General features: G+C 41.1%; 16 protein-coding genes. 12 read left to right on the plus strand and 4 right to left on the minus strand.

The genetic code is table 11. The annotated features are described in order from the left end of the window. Positions 1–134: 134 nt before the first annotated feature. The 4 genes from aroK to H5201_RS07395 are packed head-to-tail and all read left to right on the plus strand — an operon-like array spanning position 135 to position 3994. The gene (gene aroK / locus H5201_RS07380) at positions 135–653 is read left to right on the plus strand and encodes a shikimate kinase AroK (protein ID WP_008466255.1); all 519 of its coding nucleotides are present in this window, start codon (positions 135–137) and stop codon (positions 651–653) included. Between the two features lie 25 nt (positions 654–678). Then, on the plus strand, positions 679–1749 hold the full coding sequence (gene aroB / locus H5201_RS07385) for a 3-dehydroquinate synthase (protein ID WP_149982634.1): 1071 nt from the start codon (positions 679–681) through the stop codon (positions 1747–1749). Next, complete coding sequence (locus H5201_RS07390) at positions 1749–3089, plus strand: AAA family ATPase (RefSeq protein WP_182717698.1); 1341 nt, start codon at positions 1749–1751, stop codon at positions 3087–3089. The genes aroB and H5201_RS07390 overlap by 1 nt, the downstream gene beginning before the upstream one ends. A 53-nt stretch (positions 3090–3142) precedes the next feature. Beyond that, positions 3143–3994: a Dam family site-specific DNA-(adenine-N6)-methyltransferase gene (locus H5201_RS07395; protein WP_149982636.1), complete on the plus strand. Its 852-nt coding sequence runs from the start codon at positions 3143–3145 to the stop codon at positions 3992–3994. Here H5201_RS07395 and H5201_RS07400 read toward each other — a convergent pair. Together H5201_RS07400 and H5201_RS07405 are read right to left on the minus strand one after the other, a co-directional pair. Next, a complete protein-coding gene (locus tag H5201_RS07400; RefSeq protein ID WP_182717699.1) occupies positions 3957–4142 on the minus strand; it encodes a DUF2970 domain-containing protein in 186 nt (61 codons plus the stop codon). The two genes, H5201_RS07395 and H5201_RS07400, sit on opposite strands and share 38 nt — an antisense overlap. A 4-nt stretch (positions 4143–4146) precedes the next feature. After that, complete coding sequence (locus H5201_RS07405) at positions 4147–4440, minus strand: hypothetical protein (RefSeq protein ID WP_145238548.1); 294 nt, start codon at positions 4438–4440, stop codon at positions 4147–4149. Positions 4441–4724: 284 nt separating this feature from the next. Between H5201_RS07405 and rpe the strand changes: the two genes are divergently transcribed. From rpe to H5201_RS07425, 4 genes are all read left to right on the plus strand, one after another. Continuing rightward, positions 4725–5408: a ribulose-phosphate 3-epimerase gene (gene rpe, locus H5201_RS07410; RefSeq protein WP_182717700.1), complete on the plus strand. Its 684-nt coding sequence runs from the start codon at positions 4725–4727 to the stop codon at positions 5406–5408. Then, positions 5408–6073 (plus strand): HAD-IA family hydrolase, encoded by a 666-nt coding sequence (locus H5201_RS07415; RefSeq protein ID WP_182717701.1) that lies wholly within the window; start codon positions 5408–5410, stop codon positions 6071–6073. Before rpe ends, H5201_RS07415 begins: the two co-directional genes overlap by 1 nt. Before the next feature lie 50 nt (positions 6074–6123). Beyond that, positions 6124–7128: a tryptophan--tRNA ligase gene (trpS, locus tag H5201_RS07420; protein ID WP_145238557.1), complete on the plus strand. Its 1005-nt coding sequence runs from the start codon at positions 6124–6126 to the stop codon at positions 7126–7128. A 157-nt stretch (positions 7129–7285) separates the two neighbouring features. After that, a complete protein-coding gene (locus H5201_RS07425; RefSeq protein ID WP_145238560.1) occupies positions 7286–7594 on the plus strand; it encodes a hypothetical protein in 309 nt (102 codons plus the stop codon). Positions 7595–7750: 156 nt separating this feature from the next. Here the strand turns inward: H5201_RS07425 and H5201_RS07430 are convergent, their stop codons facing one another. Next, positions 7751–8809: a hypothetical protein gene (locus tag H5201_RS07430; protein ID WP_182784103.1), complete on the minus strand. Its 1059-nt coding sequence runs from the start codon at positions 8807–8809 to the stop codon at positions 7751–7753. A 30-nt stretch (positions 8810–8839) separates the two neighbouring features. Beyond that, positions 8840–11665 (minus strand): excinuclease ABC subunit UvrA, encoded by a 2826-nt coding sequence (uvrA, locus tag H5201_RS07435; RefSeq protein WP_182767496.1) that lies wholly within the window; start codon positions 11663–11665, stop codon positions 8840–8842. Positions 11666–11829: 164 nt separating this feature from the next. Here uvrA and H5201_RS07440 point away from each other — a divergent pair, with 164 nt between their 5' ends. The 4 genes from H5201_RS07440 (at position 11830) to H5201_RS07455 (ending at position 15394) form a co-directional block, all read left to right on the plus strand. Next, positions 11830–13197 (plus strand): MFS transporter, encoded by a 1368-nt coding sequence (locus H5201_RS07440; protein ID WP_145238569.1) that lies wholly within the window; start codon positions 11830–11832, stop codon positions 13195–13197. A 20-nt stretch (positions 13198–13217) separates the two neighbouring features. Continuing rightward, on the plus strand, positions 13218–13946 hold the full coding sequence (gene ssb / locus H5201_RS07445) for a single-stranded DNA-binding protein (protein ID WP_149982642.1): 729 nt from the start codon (positions 13218–13220) through the stop codon (positions 13944–13946). Positions 13947–14366: 420 nt separating this feature from the next. Continuing rightward, entirely contained in the window at positions 14367–15062 is a 696-nt protein-coding gene (locus tag H5201_RS07450; RefSeq protein ID WP_182740299.1) for a response regulator transcription factor, read from the plus strand. Then, entirely contained in the window at positions 15053–15394 is a 342-nt protein-coding gene (locus tag H5201_RS07455; protein ID WP_182784105.1) for a hypothetical protein, read from the plus strand. The genes H5201_RS07450 and H5201_RS07455 overlap by 10 nt, the downstream gene beginning before the upstream one ends. Positions 15395–15515: the final 121 nt, after the last annotated feature.

Raw genomic sequence — 15515 nt, forward strand, 5'->3', positions numbered from 1 at the left:
CGTTAATTGGCTTTTTGTTCTAATTGACTTGAAATACCCAATCAATTACTGAGATAATCCCCTCCTTAATTTTGGGGCCAGGTCGTTAGGCGGGGTTTTATTTCAAATTTTAGAGTTCGTTTGTACTAAAAGATATGGCTGAAAAACGTAATATATTTCTAGTTGGCCCTATGGGGGCTGGCAAAAGCACAATTGGTCGTCACATTGCAGATCAATTGCACCTTGAATTTGTCGATTCTGATCAAGAAATCGAACGCCGTACCGGTGCAGATATTGCCTGGGTGTTCGATCTTGAAGGTGAAGAAGGCTTTCGACTTCGTGAAGAATCTGTCATTGGCGATCTAACAGAAATGCAAGGTATTGTACTTGCAACTGGTGGTGGTTCTGTGATGAGTAAAGAAGTACGAAACAAGCTTTCGGCTCGTGGTATTGTTGTATACCTAGAGACACCTATCGAAAAGCAAGTTGCACGCACGCAGCGCGACAAGCGTCGCCCATTACTGCAAACAGAAGAAGCACCTCGTGATGTATTAGAGCGCTTAGCTGAAGAACGCGAACCGTTGTATAAAGAAGTAGCTGATTTTGTTGTACGCACTGATGAGCAAAGCGCTAAAGTTGTCGCTAATCAAATCATCGAGAAATTAGATTTTTAAATACCAATAAGAAAGGATACTAGCGATGCTTGAATTAACAGTTAATTTAGACGAGCGAAGTTATCCTATTTATATTGGTCAATCTGCTCTTCAACAGACTGACAGGCTGCATCATCATATTGGTGATTGTCGACCTATCATTATCACTAATGACACCATTGCACCTTTGTACTTAAGCGATGCAATGGCGTTATTAGCTGATTTAAATCCGCTAAGTTTTATTATTCCTGATGGTGAGCAATATAAATCACTGGAATGGTTTGAGAAAATCTCGGCATTTTTGCTTGAAAACAATTGCGGCAGAGATACTTGCTTAATCGCCCTTGGTGGTGGTGTGGTCGGTGATCTGACTGGTTTTGTTGCGGCCTGCTATCAACGCGGGGTACCGTTTATTCAAGTACCCACTACCTTATTATCGCAAGTTGATTCATCAGTTGGCGGTAAAACGGCGGTTAACCATCCTTTGGGTAAAAACATGATTGGGGCTTTTTATCAGCCGCAAGCCGTGTTTATTGATACTCAATCATTGCATACACTTCCTGCTCGTGAATTTGCAGCCGGTATGGCTGAAGTTATTAAATATGGCTTAATTTACGATACAGAATTATTTACTTTTCTAGAAAACAACACCGCGCAATTACAGGCTTTGGATGAAGAAACCATTCAGCATGTGATTTTTCGTTGTTGTGAAATTAAAGCACTGATTGTCGCTCAGGATGAAAAAGAAGCAGGACTACGAGCGTTACTTAATTTAGGCCATACCTTTGCACATGCTATCGAAGCGCAAATGGGATACGGCCAATGGCTACATGGTGAAGCTGTTGCCACTGGCATGGTATTAGCTGCACAGCTAGCTCATACTCGTGGTGATTTAAGTGCACAAGAAGTTGCAAGGATCGTTACCTTAATAGCACAATATAATTTGCCTAGTGAGATCCCTGATGTGATGACTGCTGAACATTTCCTTCATCATATGCGTAAAGATAAAAAGAATAAAAAAGGCACGATCCGTTTTATTCTTCCTACTGCGTTTGGTCAATGCGCGTTGGTTGATGATGTATCAGATCAACAGGTCCGAAATTTAATAGGGCGCTAATGCAATCGCAAATCTTACCTAGCCGTGCGGCTTTGGTTGATCGGATTGCCCTACAGTTTGAATATGGGCAAAATTTAATTGTCTTACTGGGTCCTTCTGGACTTGGTAAAAGTTATCTTCTCGAAACCTTCATTACTGATAAATACAGTGATTTTAATAAGTCATTTGTGCAGCTTAGTGCGCGTATGAGTGATATGCAATTGATGAGTGAGTTACTGGAACAAAGCTTCCGCTCGCCGTTAATTGATCAAAACCTAAGCCTGTCAGAAAATTTTTACCAACTAGCTAAACAGCAAAACTGTGGTCCATGTTTATGGGTGTTAGATGGTGGACGGCATTTATCTGAAGAAATGGTCGAAGAGTTAACAACGCTTGCCAAGCATAGTCCTACTACTTTATATGTCTTACTGGCATCGCAATCAGTGGGGCAATTTAAAAGCGCTGTTGAAATTCATCTCGAAGCACTTTCTATAGCAGAAAGTAAACAGTTGATGAAGTGCTATTTTAATGATTTACCTTATGATGAAGACCCGGTATTTCAAACCTTTTTGCGCGAAGCACACGGTAATCCGAGTTTATTGTTAGCGTGGCAACCAACACAGCACACAGCTAAGGTTGTAGTCACTGATAAAGTATCTTGGCGAGTACATTTAATAACGCTGCTAGTGATTATTATGTTACTCATCATTGGTTTTTTATATAAATCTGATATGACCCGTTGGTGGCAGGATTTTTATCAGCCACAACCAGAAACTCCAGTGGCGACGGCAATCGCAGTCGATACTTTAAAGCAAGCTGTAACAGAACCTGCGGTGACAATAGATTCCTCACAAGTAGAAGCTGCAGATGCTCAATCAGCTGCTCAACAAGCCCAACCAGAGCAAGACAAGCCGCTTATTGATAATCCTACTCAGGAAAATAATGTTGCGGCAATACTAGATAGTTTAGCGCCAGTTGCAGAGCCTGTTGATATCACGACTAGCTTGGCTGAAGAACCCACTGTGGTAGAGCTTGTTCCTCAAGCGCAGCAAATTATGCCAGCAGATAATGCTTGGTATCTACAACAGCCGGATAGTAAGGTCGTGATCCAGTTACTAGCGGTAACTCAGCAAACAATCGCCGAGCAGTTTGTTGCTAAACAGTCGCTGCAAGTACTTGGTAAAGTCTATCAAACACGCCGCAACGATAAAATGTGGTGGGTGGTAACCTATGGCAGCTTTGATAACTTAAATACGGCTCGCGAAGCGCTAGCAAGCCTACCTGAAGCGGTGCGTAAAAATCAGCCGTTTTATAAAAAAATCAGTAAAATAAAACAAGAAATCGCGTTACTAGATCAGTAAATTTACACTGTTTAGTGTAAAATCGCGGCACACCAGTTTGAAGTAAAGAGCCGATGCAGAAAAAGACCAGAGCCTTCCTTAAATGGGCTGGCGGAAAATACAGCTTAGTTGAAGATATTAGCGCGCGCTTAAATGAAGCGAGCAAACACGCTGATACCTTAGTTGAACCGTTTGTAGGTGCTGGCTCGGTATTTTTAAACACAGATTTTAAAGATTATATTCTTAATGATATTAATGCTGATCTCATTAACTTGTATAACGAATTAAAAAATTCTCCAGATGAATTCATCAGCGATGCTAAAAAGCTGTTTGTTGATTTAAACAACCAGCCTGACGCATATTATGATTATCGCGTACAGTTTAATCAAAGTAATGACATTTACGAGCGAGCGATTTTATTTTTATATATGAATCGCCACGGCTACAACGGTTTATGCCGCTATAACCTGAAAGGAATTTTTAATGTTCCGTTCGGTAAGTATAAACGTCCGTATTTTCCTGAAAAAGAAATGTACTTTTTTGCCGAAAAAGCGCAACAAGCCACGTTTACTTGTTTAGGTTATGACGATGTATTTAAATTAGTACCCGATAACGCCGTGATCTATTGCGATCCACCTTATGTGCCTTTGAGTAAAACGGCGTCGTTTACCTCTTATGCTAAGGGTGGCTTTAATTTAGATGATCAGGCGAATCTAGCTAATTTAGCTGAGCAAGCGGCATTTGAAAACAAAACACCGGTATTGATCTCGAATCATGACACTGTATGGACACGTAAAATATATAGCCAAGCAACGTTAGCTGAAATTCAAGTTAAGCGGACGATTAGCCCAAAAGGTGGTTCGCGCAATAAAGTTAATGAGTTGATGGCTATGTACTTAGCACCCAAGTCACCACGCCATAGATAGCGGTTACAAAAGATATAAATAAAATAATAGCGATGATAATAATACTGGTAGGCGAGTGTTGTTTAAAGTCAGCGTGACGCTTGTGTTCAGATTGCACGCCAAAAAATGCCGCAACAACACTTTGTATAGCGCTGATCAGTTGCCGCATTTTATTAAAACCTAGGACTAAGTGAACGTGCTTTTTGTGGTTCGTCTGAGCTGGTTAATAATTCAAGTAAATCTAAATAATGAAATTGTGCACTGCGACTATCACCAGTGATCCATGACATCCAACTTGATTCTTGTTCGACCTTCATACATTGCACTGCATTATTAATTTTTAAATGGCCTGAGCTACATTCGCAATCGTTAGCTGCGATAAGTGTATTATCACTTTTTGAAAAATAGCTTAGTGTACCGATAGTTATAGCAGCCGCAGTTAAGATCCCGATTTTAAAAGCACGCATTTTACTAAGTCCATAATAGTGTTACTCACTAGAGCATACATAAAAAATGCTCAAATAACAAACTTAATTTATCCTTAACAAATATAAAAAATTAATAAAATTAGAAGGTTAAGGTAAAAATAATGTTTATATTTTGCTGTTTAAAATATAACCGTTGCAAAACTTCAAATAGAGTTAAAGCTTTAATTAACTGGGATTCTTGGGGAATAGCTTGATTTAGGTTACATTATGGCAATTAATGGCCCTGCTATTTTGCGCATTTTTAATATCACTAAGGATTGTTTATGTTAGAAACACTACAAAAGTACCTTATCGCCCCGTCTATTTTATCTGCTGATTTTGCCCGTTTGGGCGAAGATGTTGAGCGTGTTTTAGCTTCTGGTGCAGATGTAGTTCATTTTGATGTGATGGATAATCACTATGTGCCAAACTTAACAATTGGGCCTATGGTGTGCAAAGCGCTACGTGATTATGGTATTACTGCGCCTATTGATGTGCATTTAATGGTTAAACCGGTCGATAGTTTAATACCGCAATTTGCTGATGCTGGTGCTTCAATCATTACTTTTCATCCTGAAGCGAGTGAACATATTGATCGCACTTTGCAGCTGATCAAAGATCATGGTTGCCAAGCTGGTTTAGTCTTTAACCCTGCGACGAGTTTAAGCTATTTAGAACATGTGATTGATAAGCTTGATGTGATTTTATTAATGTCGGTTAATCCAGGTTTTGGCGGTCAAAGTTTTATTCCTCATACTTTGGAAAAACTACGCCAAGCACGGAAAATAATTGATGATTCAGGTCGTGCTATTCGTTTAGAAGTAGATGGTGGTATTAAAGTCGATAATATTGCGGCGGCGGCTCAAGCCGGTGCTGACATGTTTGTTGCCGGCTCTGCTATTTTTAATCAGCCAGATTACCAACAAGTAATTGAGCAAATGCGTGCCCAGTTAGAGGGTGTAAAATAATGAAGTATGAAGCCGCTTTATTTGATCTTGATGGTACTTTAGTTGATAGTGTTTATGATTTATATATAGCGATGAATCTGACTTTATCTGATTTAGCTTTTCCAATTGTAAGTCAGGGGTTGGTACAAAGCTGGGTTGGTAACGGCATTGAAATGCTGGTTAAGCGAGGCCTCAGTGGCGACATGAAAGTCAGTGAACACCTAGATCCAGCATTAGCAGATAAAGCAATTGCGCTTTTTTATGATCATTATGAGCAACAAGTAGGTGAATACAGTGTGCTTTATCAACACGTAGAAACAGGCCTTGCGGCGTTACGTGGTATACCAAAAGCGTTGATCACTAACAAAGCCCGCTGCTTTACTGAAAAGCTACTTGATAAGCTCGCTTTGAGAAGTCATTTTGAGGTGATAGTGTGTGGTGATGACATGGCCAAAAAGCCTTCACCAGAGCCTCTTTTATTTGCTTGTCAGCAATTAAATGTACCAGTGAGTCAAGCAATTATGATTGGTGACTCAAAAAGTGATATCTTAGCGGCGCAAGCGGCACATATAGACGTACTTGCCGTTAATTATGGTTATAACCAAGGTGAAAATCTTGCTGATTTGAATCCACAGTACCTCTGTGAGAATTTCTTAGATATAATACCTGTTCTTACCCAGCGTTAAGCGATTTTTTAATTTTAGCATTTTTTATTTTTGTAATATAAAGGAACATCATGAGTAAACCAGTAGTGTTAAGTGGCATGCAGCCAACCGGTGGAATGACAATAGGCAACTATGTTGGCGCTATTAACCAGTGGGTAAAGCTACAGGAAGAGTATGATAGTCACTTTATGTTAGCTGATTTGCACGCGATTACGTTACGCCAAGATCCAGAGCTTTTAAAAACCCGTGTATTAGATGGTATAGCTTTGTATGTTGCATGTGGTATTGATCCAGATAAAGCTGCTTTATTTGTGCAGTCGCAAGTGCCTGAACATGCACAGCTAGGTTGGGTACTAAACTGTTATGCGCAAATGGGGGAGCTTAACCGCATGACCCAGTTTAAAGATAAGTCAGCAAAGAACACCAGCAACGTAAACGTTGGTTTGTTTGCTTATCCGGTATTACAAGCAGCTGATATTTTACTTTATCAAGCGGCGCAAGTACCAGTAGGTGATGATCAAAAGCAGCACCTTGAACTAACACGCGATATCGCAACGCGCTTTAATAACTTATATGGTGAAGTTTTCACGATCCCAGAACCTTACATTCCAGAGTTTGGTGCGCGCGTAATGAGCCTGCAAGATCCACTGAAAAAAATGTCTAAATCAGATGAAAACCCAAATGGTTTTATCATGATGTTAGACGAACCAAAAAAGATCGAGAAAAAGCTTAAAAAAGCAGTAACCGATTCAGACGAGCAAGCGCGTATTTATTTTGATCGCACTGAAAAACCAGGCGTATCAAACTTACTAACACTTATGTCTGTTGCAACTAAGCGCTCAATTGAAGAGTTAGTGCCTGAATACGAAGATAAAATGTATGGCCATCTGAAAAAAGACACCGCTGACGCAGTAGTGAGCATGATCGAGCCAATCCAAGCGCGCTTTAAAGAGATCCGTGAAGATCAAGCATTGCTCAACAACATCATGAAAACCGGTGCTGAAAAAGCCAGCGCACGTGCAGAGATAACCTTAAAGTCTGTTTACAACGCGTTAGGATTTATTCCACGTCCGTAACGCTTGCTAATAACTAATCATATAAAGCCAGATGGTTCCAACTACAACGGAATATCTGGCTTTTTTGTTGCTGTTATATACAAATTTAGGCTCGAAGCAGCAGCTTTAATCTTATTTAAATTCAAGTGTTAAGTGCAATCGTTATGAGATTAAGTTCATGGAATACTTCAAAATTACGTTAAAGTTCGAAAATGGACGTATATCTTCTTCTGATTTAAAGACGCTCAAGTCTTATTTAGGACAAGGTCTACATGAAATAAAGCAGCGCATTGCGCTGCAAGATGATCTCTTGGTGTGTATTTTACGCAGTAGCGAGTTTTTTAAAGGTGTTGCTGAGGCAAGAGAATTGTTGGCAGGTTTGGAGTCGGATTACCGACTATTTAGTAACGGCGAAATAGTGGATTTGTCCTTTCTCGATGAATTGATAACTCGTATTGCAGGGATTGAACTTAAAAGCATCAGATAACAAGCTATTTAGCTCGCGGGATATAAACATGCTTATTATATAAAGCTCAGCTTCCACCTATTAACTCAAAGTAATTGCCAAATTAAAAAACAGGTTTGACTTTAATTAACTGACTTTAGTATTTTCCGTAGCCCGTAGCCCGTAGCCCGTAGCCCGCTATGGCGCTTTAATGCCCGGCGATTGGCATGCTTTTACCGTAAAGCTGTAACCGTAAGGTTTGCTGTTATCTGGTGCAATTTCAACAATTTCGTAGTCGTTAATCTCAATCGATTTACTGTCGTCAGATTTTTTGCAACGGGAGTATTGGTCTGCTTCGTAGGTGTAAGCAAACATAGCAATTAAGCGTTTGCTGCGTTCAAAGTAACCTTTGGTGTTAAAGAATAATCGTACGGATTGAGTGGTTTCACCTTCTTCCGTCTTAGTTACAGGCGGTGTGGGAGGTGTTTGCGTAATGTTTTCACTTGGCAGTTGCCCATGTATTTTTTGGCTGAGCTCTTCGACAACTTCAACTTCTTGTTGCTCTGTTAGTGCTCGACTTGAGAGCTGCTTGCTGCTGACGAAGTTGCTTACTATGTCATCAATAACGGCACCGGTATCTTTGTCATCAACAAAAGACATTAGGTTGATTATTACAATGGTTGATAAAAAAAACCGTATAGAAGCGGTAAGCAAAGGTGAATAGCTTTGGCTAATAAACTTTACCCGCTGTGAACCAAACGGTTTGATGATTAAGAGCGTAAAAATGTAGAACGGCAATATCAATTGTAATAATAGTAATGTTGATAGAGAGATGCCCAACGCCCAGGGTGGTAAATAAAGTAGCGTGGCAAAATTATGGGTGTAATTAAAATGTGTTGCTGAAACATGAGTTACATTATTTACAATGCCACTGGCATTGGCCAGTACAAAGTTGGCGATACTGGCATAGAAAATAAGTATAAGTGCTTTGCCAGCAAGTGAATGCCAGAGCTTATTGAACTTTGGCCAAAACTCAATAGTAAGCGCTACGATAGTGATACTGGCGCATAGCCAACCACTTTGAAAGATAATTAGGCAGATTAACGCCAATAAGTAGAGCTTTTGCGCGGTGTTAAGATTAAACCAAATAGCTTTACCTTGCTCATAAAAGCGCAGTTTATGAGGTTGCAAATTTTGCTGTTGTTGCCTCAGCTGTTTGTTTGCACGCCATCTGGCAATTTTTATATATCTTAACACCGGCCAACCTTAGTACATAAAGCGAAAACCCTATTTTGATAATAGGGGTTTCAAATAGTGGCCGGTATGTGAACGCTCACATTCGGCTACTTCATCCGGCGTGCCTGCAATGAGGATCTCACCGCCGCCAGCACCACCTTCGGGACCTAGATCAATGATCCAATCGGCTGTTTTTATTACATCAAGATTATGCTCAATAACCACAATCGTATTACCGTGGTCACGCAGGCGATGCAGTACTACTAATAATTGTTCAATATCAGCAAAGTGCAAGCCTGTGGTTGGTTCATCTAAAATGTATAAGGTTTTACCTGTGTCACGTTTAGATAACTCGCGGGCGAGTTTAACCCGTTGCGCTTCACCACCAGAGAGCGTTGTCGCGGCTTGGCCTAAGCGAATATAAGACAGGCCCACATCCATTAAGGTTTTTAGTTTACGCGCAATGGCGGGTATTTTATCAAAATAGTCGTGTGCGTCTTCCACCGTCATTTCTAATACTTGATGGATGTTTTTGCCTTTATACTGCACTTCTAACGTTTCACGGTTATAACGTTGCCCTTTACAGACATCACATGGCACATATACATCAGGTAAAAAGTGCATTTCGACTTTGATCACGCCATCGCCTTGGCAAGCTTCACAGCGGCCACCTTTTACATTAAAGCTAAAGCGACCGACTTTGTAACCACGAGAGCGAGATTCTTGCGTGCCCACAAACAGTTCACGAATGCCAGTAAAAATACCGGTATATGTGGCTGGGTTTGAGCGTGGGGTACGGCCAATCGGGCTTTGGTCAATATCGATGACTTTATCAAAATGCTCAAGGCCGCTAATTGATTTGTACGGTGCGGCTTCGGCGGTGGTCGCTCCGTTTAGTTCGGTATGAGCAAGTTTGAATAAGGTATCGTTGATAAGCGTTGACTTACCAGAGCCTGATACGCCAGTAATACAGGTCATTAAACCAAAAGGTATTTTTAAATCGACATTTTTTAAGTTATTACCGCTAGCGCCAAACAGCTCTAACCACTTATCGTTGATTTTATGACGCTCTTTGGGAACTTCAATTTTGCGTCGGCCAGATAAAAATTGCCCTGTTACTGACTCTTCGCTAGCTAAAATGTCATCACGAGTACCTTGGGCAATGATATAACCGCCATGCACGCCAGCTCCAGGGCCTATATCAATAATATGATCGGCGGCACGTATGGCATCTTCGTCGTGCTCTACCACAATCACGGTATTACCTAAGTCGCGTAGATGGATCAGCGTTTGTAGTAAACGGTCATTATCACGTTGATGCAAACCAATCGATGGTTCATCAAGTACATACATTACGCCTACTAAGCCTGCGCCAATTTGGCTGGCTAAGCGAATACGTTGAGCCTCACCGCCAGATAAAGTATCAGCACTGCGCTCTAAAGAGAGATAATTTAGCCCTACGTTGATCAAAAACGATAAACGGTCGCGAATTTCTTTTAAGATTTTCTCAGCTATCTGGCCTTTTTGGCCCGTTAAGCTTAGTTGCTCAAAAAAGCTCATTGCTTCACCAATACTCATACTGGTGATAGCGGGTAAGTTAGTCTGACCGATAAATACACTGCGCGCTTCTTGGCGTAGGCGCGACCCTTTACAACTTGGGCAAGCTTGGCTGGTTTGATATTTAGACAGCTCTTCGCGCACGGAATTTGATTCTGTCTCACGATAGCGGCGGTTCATGTTATTTAACACGCCTTCAAACTCATGGTTACGAGTGATCAGGTCGCCACGGTCGTTGCGGTAGTTAAAAGCAATTTTTGTATCGCCAGAACCTTCTAAAATGATTTTTTTAGCATCTTTAGATAGTTCCTGAAATGGCATTTCTAAATCAAATTTATAGTGCTCAGCAACGGCTTGTAGCATCTGGAAATAGTAAAAACTGCGTTTATCCCAGCCTTTTATGGCACCGCCAGATAAACTAAGCTCTGGGTTTTGAATCACTCGATTTGGGTCGAAATACTGACGAACTCCTAAACCATCACAACTTTGGCATGCGCCTGCCGGATTATTAAATGAGAATAACCGAGGTTCAAGTTCGGTCATGGCGTAGCCACACGTTGGGCAAGCGAAGTTGGCGGAGAGCAGCAGCTCTTCGGCGTTTGCGTCATCCATCGATGCAATAGTTGCTACACCGGCTGACAGCTCTAACGCGGTTTCAAACGATTCGGCTAAACGCTGTTGTAAGCCATCTTTCACTTTAAAACGATCGACCACGACTTCAATAGTGTGTTTTTTATGTAGTTCTAAAGTCGGTGGATCAGAAAGGTCGCATACTTCCCCGTCAATACGGGCGCGAATATAACCTTGGCTGGCTAGTTGCTCTAACAACTTAACGTGCTCACCTTTGCGCTCTTTCACAACAGGGGCTAGCAACATCAGCTTGCTGCCCTCTGGGAACGCCAGCACAGTGTCGACCATTTGGCTAACGGTTTGTGCAGCGAGTGGCAAATCGTGAGTAGGGCAACGCGGTTCACCGACACGGGCAAACATTAAGCGCAGGTAATCATATATTTCGGTAATGGTGCCAACGGTGGAGCGGGGATTATGTGACGTTGATTTTTGTTCAATTGAAATTGCCGGTGACAACCCTTCAATATGATCAACATCCGGTTTTTCCATTAAAGATAAAAATTGTCTGGCATAGGCCGATAAAGATTCTACATACCGACGCTGCCCTTCTGCATATAAGGTATCAAATGCTAAAGACGATTTACCCGAACCAGATAGACCGGTGATAACAATTAATTTATCACGGGGAATGGTTAGGCTGATGTCTTTTAAATTGTGCGTGCGGGCGCCTCGGACTTCAATGTTTTCCATGCTATCTCGTTTCATTACCAAATTGATTTACTGAGTATCTCATAATACGTGCGAAGATTAATCCTTGATCAATGAAAAATCATCGCATTGGGACGATTATTTCTCTGTAAGCTTGTGGTAGAATCCCTGCTCAAATTTTAATAGACAGCAAGAACACGCGAATCATGACAGCTTCTTCACTCAATTCACGAGAAAAACGCGCCGCAGTTTCCTTAGCGAGTGTGTTTGCATTTCGTATGCTTGGCCTATTTATGTTGATGCCAGTATTGGCTATTTATGGGCAAGAATTATCAGGATTTTCACCTATATGGATTGGTTTTGCGATTGGCGCCTATGGTTTAACACAAGCTGTGTTACAAATTCCCATGGGCTGGTTATCGGATAAAATTGGCCGTAAAAAAGTCATTGTTGGCGGTTTAACTGTTTTTGCCATCGGTTCGGTGATTGCTGCCACTGCTGATTCAATGCAAATGGTCACGTTAGGGCGAGCATTACAAGGGATGGGCGCAATTGCCAGCTCGTTATTAGCTTTTGCTTCTGATTTGAGCCGCGATGAGCAACGACCAAAAGTGATGGCCGTGATTGGTATGAGCATAGGCATGAGCTTTGCTATTGCTATGTTACTTGGTCCAATGGTTGCCGCAGCGTGGGGTCTTGCTGGAGTGTTCTGGTTAACTGCTATTTTGGCTGTTGCGGGTATTTTTATTGTGTTGTTTTTGGTCCCCAAAGCGGTTAGCAAAGCCCCCAAAGGCGATACCTTAGCAAGCGTTAGCGATATTAAAAAACTCATTAAGCACCCGCAATTAGCACGTTTAGATTTAGGGGTGATGCTATTACATTTGACCTTGACGACGATTTTTGTCGCCTTACCAGGGCAGTTAATTGCCAAAGGTTTAGCAGCACAAGCGCATTGGCAAGTATATATTCCCGTTTTATTACTGGCATTTTTATTAATGGCGCCAGTGATGATCATTGCGATCCGCAAAGAAAAAGAGAAACAGGCATTTGTTGGCTCTATCGCAGTGCTCGCTCTAAGTATGTTGGCAATGGCAATTGGTGTTGACTCAATCATCGGCATGGCGATGTGTATGCTGGCGTATTTTGTTGCCTTTAACTTTTTAGAAGCGACGATGCCGGCATTAGTATCGCGCTTAGCACCTGCTAGCCAAAAAGGCTCGGCGATGGGAGTGTTTTCGTCAGGACAATTTTTTGGTGCATTTTTAGGTGGTATTTTAGGCGGTTACGTTGCGCAATCAACAACACCGCAAGCAGTGTTTGCCGCAGCCGCAGTTGTTGGGGTAATATGGCTTATCCTTGCGTGGAATATGCAAGTCCCGCCACGCAGTAAAATGATAAGCTTAATGACAGAATTAAGTAACGAGCAGCAAGCGCAAACCCTTGCTTCTCGTTTAGTTGCTTTACCAGGCGTAATTGAAGCAACAGTAGTCTGTGATGAAAATCGCAGTTATTTAAAGATTGATGATAAAGAATTTGACCTAGACCAAGCCCGCAAAGTGGCTGGTTTAATATAACGTTTATAGGAGAAAGGTCCATGGCACGCGGTGTGAACAAAGTAATCTTGGTTGGTAATTTAGGTCAAGATCCAGAAGTACGTTATATGCCTAACGGCAATGGTGTAGCGAATATTACTCTAGCTACGTCAGATAGCTATAAAGACAAAAACACCGGTCAAATGGTTGATAAAACAGAATGGCACCGTGTTGTGTTTTTTGGCAAGTTAGCTGAAATTGTTGGTGAATATTGCCGTAAAGGTTCACAAATTTACGTTGAAGGCAAACTTCAAACCCGTAAATGGACTGACCAACAAGGCCAAGAGAAATTCACCACTGAAATCGTAGTGGATGGTTTCACTGGTCAAATGCAAATGTTAGGTGCCCGTGGTGGCGACCAACAAAGTGGCGGTTACCAAGGTGGCCAACAGCAAAGCCACGGTGGTCAATCTCAAGGTGGTTACGGCCAACAACAGAGCGCACCGCAGCAAAGCGCACCACAACAAGGTGGTGGGTATGCTCAGCAGCAAAGTGCAGCACAGCAAAGCGGCGGGTATGCACCAGCGCCACAACAAGCGCCAGCAGCTCGTCAGCAACCAGCTGCAGCACCACAGCAAAGTAATCAATACCAAGGTGGCGGCGGCTATGCTCCACAAGGTGGTGGACAAGCGCAAGGTGGTTTTGCACCTAAGCCACAAAGTGCTCCGCAAGGCGGCGCATCAAATCCAATGGAACCACCTATCGATTTTGATGACGATATCCCGTTCTAGACAAAGACAAAATATCAAATGTTGAAAAATAATCTTAAAAGCCGCTTTTTAGCGGCTTTTTCAATTTCATAAGTATTTATAATTTTATTAGTACTTATGAAATAATGTGGTAATTATTAATGAAAGCCTCTTTAAATATTAAGTTTAAAGGTTTTTTTTGTTATTACGCAAACAAGAATAAGCAGGGGGATTAAACATTTTTTAAATCTCCAGCTTAACCTGAAAATCATTTAATTTAATAATATAACTGATAGTTTAATAATAGTTTGCAGACTAAATTGTGCTTTTAGAATATTAAATCAAAATTTGCCTCATGATGAATCTCAAGGCAATATTAAAGAAAGCGTAAAATTGTGTCTAAAACAAAAGATGAATACCATCGTAGGCATTAAGTAAAGGAATACATTTATTTCTAAGTCATTGACTATTATTGAAGACAATCTAGAACTTGCAGCATTGCTTAAGAGTTTTTTTGAAAAGCATGGCTTTTTGGTTAACACGATATATAGCGGTTCTAGTGGCTTAGAGTATGTGCTGTTACATCAACCTGATTTTGTCCTATTAGATTTGATGCTTCCCGAAGTGGATGGCTTTGAGGTGTGTCGTGCTTTACAGAATAAGTATTTTGGTAAAGTGATTATCTTAACGGCTAGTAATGACGACATCGATGAGATCACCTTACTGGAAATGGGGGCTGATGACTTTATTCAAAAGCCGGTTAATCCTCGAATTATATTGGCTAGATTTCGCAAGTTGCTCAGATTAGCTCAAGGAGTTGAGAGTAAAAGAAAATTGGATCATATACTCAATGTTGGGCCGTTTAAATTTAATTTGCTCACCAGAGTTGTAAGCCAATCCGATATCAAACTTGAGATGTCGGATAGTGAATTTGATCTCTTCTATTTTTTAGCTTCACATGTAGATTCTATAATTAGTCGCGATGATATTTCTCGGCAATTATATGGCAGGGAATTTGATGGATTAGATCGCACAATTGACAATAAAATTATGAAAATACGCAAAGTCATTGGGGATAATATACCTTATCGCCACCTCATTACAGTTAGGGGGAAGGGGTACATTATTGTCAATAGCAAGGAAACCGAATGTTGTTAATACGCTTTGGGGTAAAGAGCTTAATTTTCATTTTGATATTTTTAACGATTAATCCCCTTTTAACTTCACTTGCTACGGATTATTTTTCTACTGAATTGAAGCAAGATGTGGAATTAGACTATAGAGCCTACATTTATGCTTTAGATGCAGCTCGCCCAGCACTGAGCAATGAACAATGGCTTGCTTTGCTAAAGCGAATCTCGGAGCAAAGCAACCTAACTGTTAAAACTATTAGTACCCCAGCTTCAGAACAGACGCAAACTATACTTGTAGAAAATGTTCATGATGGGAATTTGCAAGCTGTTACAGCAAAAATACAGGGGAATGACTAAGGGATCCCCAAAAATAATTATTAAGTTTCAATTACATCACTCACATCCATATTTTTCCAATCGATTTGCACTACTACCTGTACGAAATAGGCTAGTCCTTCCAAATAATCTCGCCGTCGCA

This window comes from Pseudoalteromonas sp. SG43-6 (assembly GCF_014164365.1).
GTDB lineage: Bacteria > Pseudomonadota > Gammaproteobacteria > Enterobacterales > Alteromonadaceae > Pseudoalteromonas > Pseudoalteromonas rhizosphaerae.

What these genes read in the sequence shown, in the direction of transcription:
- aroK (WP_008466255.1), top strand. Translation starts at nt 135, where the DNA reads ATGGCTGAAAAACGTAATATATTTCTAGTTGGCCCTATGGGGGCTGGC.
- aroB (WP_149982634.1), top strand. Translation starts at nt 679, where the DNA reads ATGCTTGAATTAACAGTTAATTTAGACGAGCGAAGTTATCCTATTTAT.
- H5201_RS07390 (WP_182717698.1), top strand. Translation starts at nt 1,749, where the DNA reads ATGCAATCGCAAATCTTACCTAGCCGTGCGGCTTTGGTTGATCGGATT.
- H5201_RS07395 (WP_149982636.1), top strand. Translation starts at nt 3,143, where the DNA reads ATGCAGAAAAAGACCAGAGCCTTCCTTAAATGGGCTGGCGGAAAATAC.
- H5201_RS07400 (WP_182717699.1), bottom strand. Translation starts at nt 4,142, where the DNA reads ATGCGGCAACTGATCAGCGCTATACAAAGTGTTGTTGCGGCATTTTTT.
- H5201_RS07405 (WP_145238548.1), bottom strand. Translation starts at nt 4,440, where the DNA reads ATGCGTGCTTTTAAAATCGGGATCTTAACTGCGGCTGCTATAACTATC.
- rpe (WP_182717700.1), top strand. Translation starts at nt 4,725, where the DNA reads ATGTTAGAAACACTACAAAAGTACCTTATCGCCCCGTCTATTTTATCT.
- H5201_RS07415 (WP_182717701.1), top strand. Translation starts at nt 5,408, where the DNA reads ATGAAGTATGAAGCCGCTTTATTTGATCTTGATGGTACTTTAGTTGAT.
- trpS (WP_145238557.1), top strand. Translation starts at nt 6,124, where the DNA reads ATGAGTAAACCAGTAGTGTTAAGTGGCATGCAGCCAACCGGTGGAATG.
- H5201_RS07425 (WP_145238560.1), top strand. Translation starts at nt 7,286, where the DNA reads ATGGAATACTTCAAAATTACGTTAAAGTTCGAAAATGGACGTATATCT.
- uvrA (WP_182767496.1), bottom strand. Translation starts at nt 11,665, where the DNA reads ATGGAAAACATTGAAGTCCGAGGCGCCCGCACGCACAATTTAAAAGAC.
- H5201_RS07440 (WP_145238569.1), top strand. Translation starts at nt 11,830, where the DNA reads ATGACAGCTTCTTCACTCAATTCACGAGAAAAACGCGCCGCAGTTTCC.
- ssb (WP_149982642.1), top strand. Translation starts at nt 13,218, where the DNA reads ATGGCACGCGGTGTGAACAAAGTAATCTTGGTTGGTAATTTAGGTCAA.
- H5201_RS07455 (WP_182784105.1), top strand. Translation starts at nt 15,053, where the DNA reads ATGTTGTTAATACGCTTTGGGGTAAAGAGCTTAATTTTCATTTTGATA.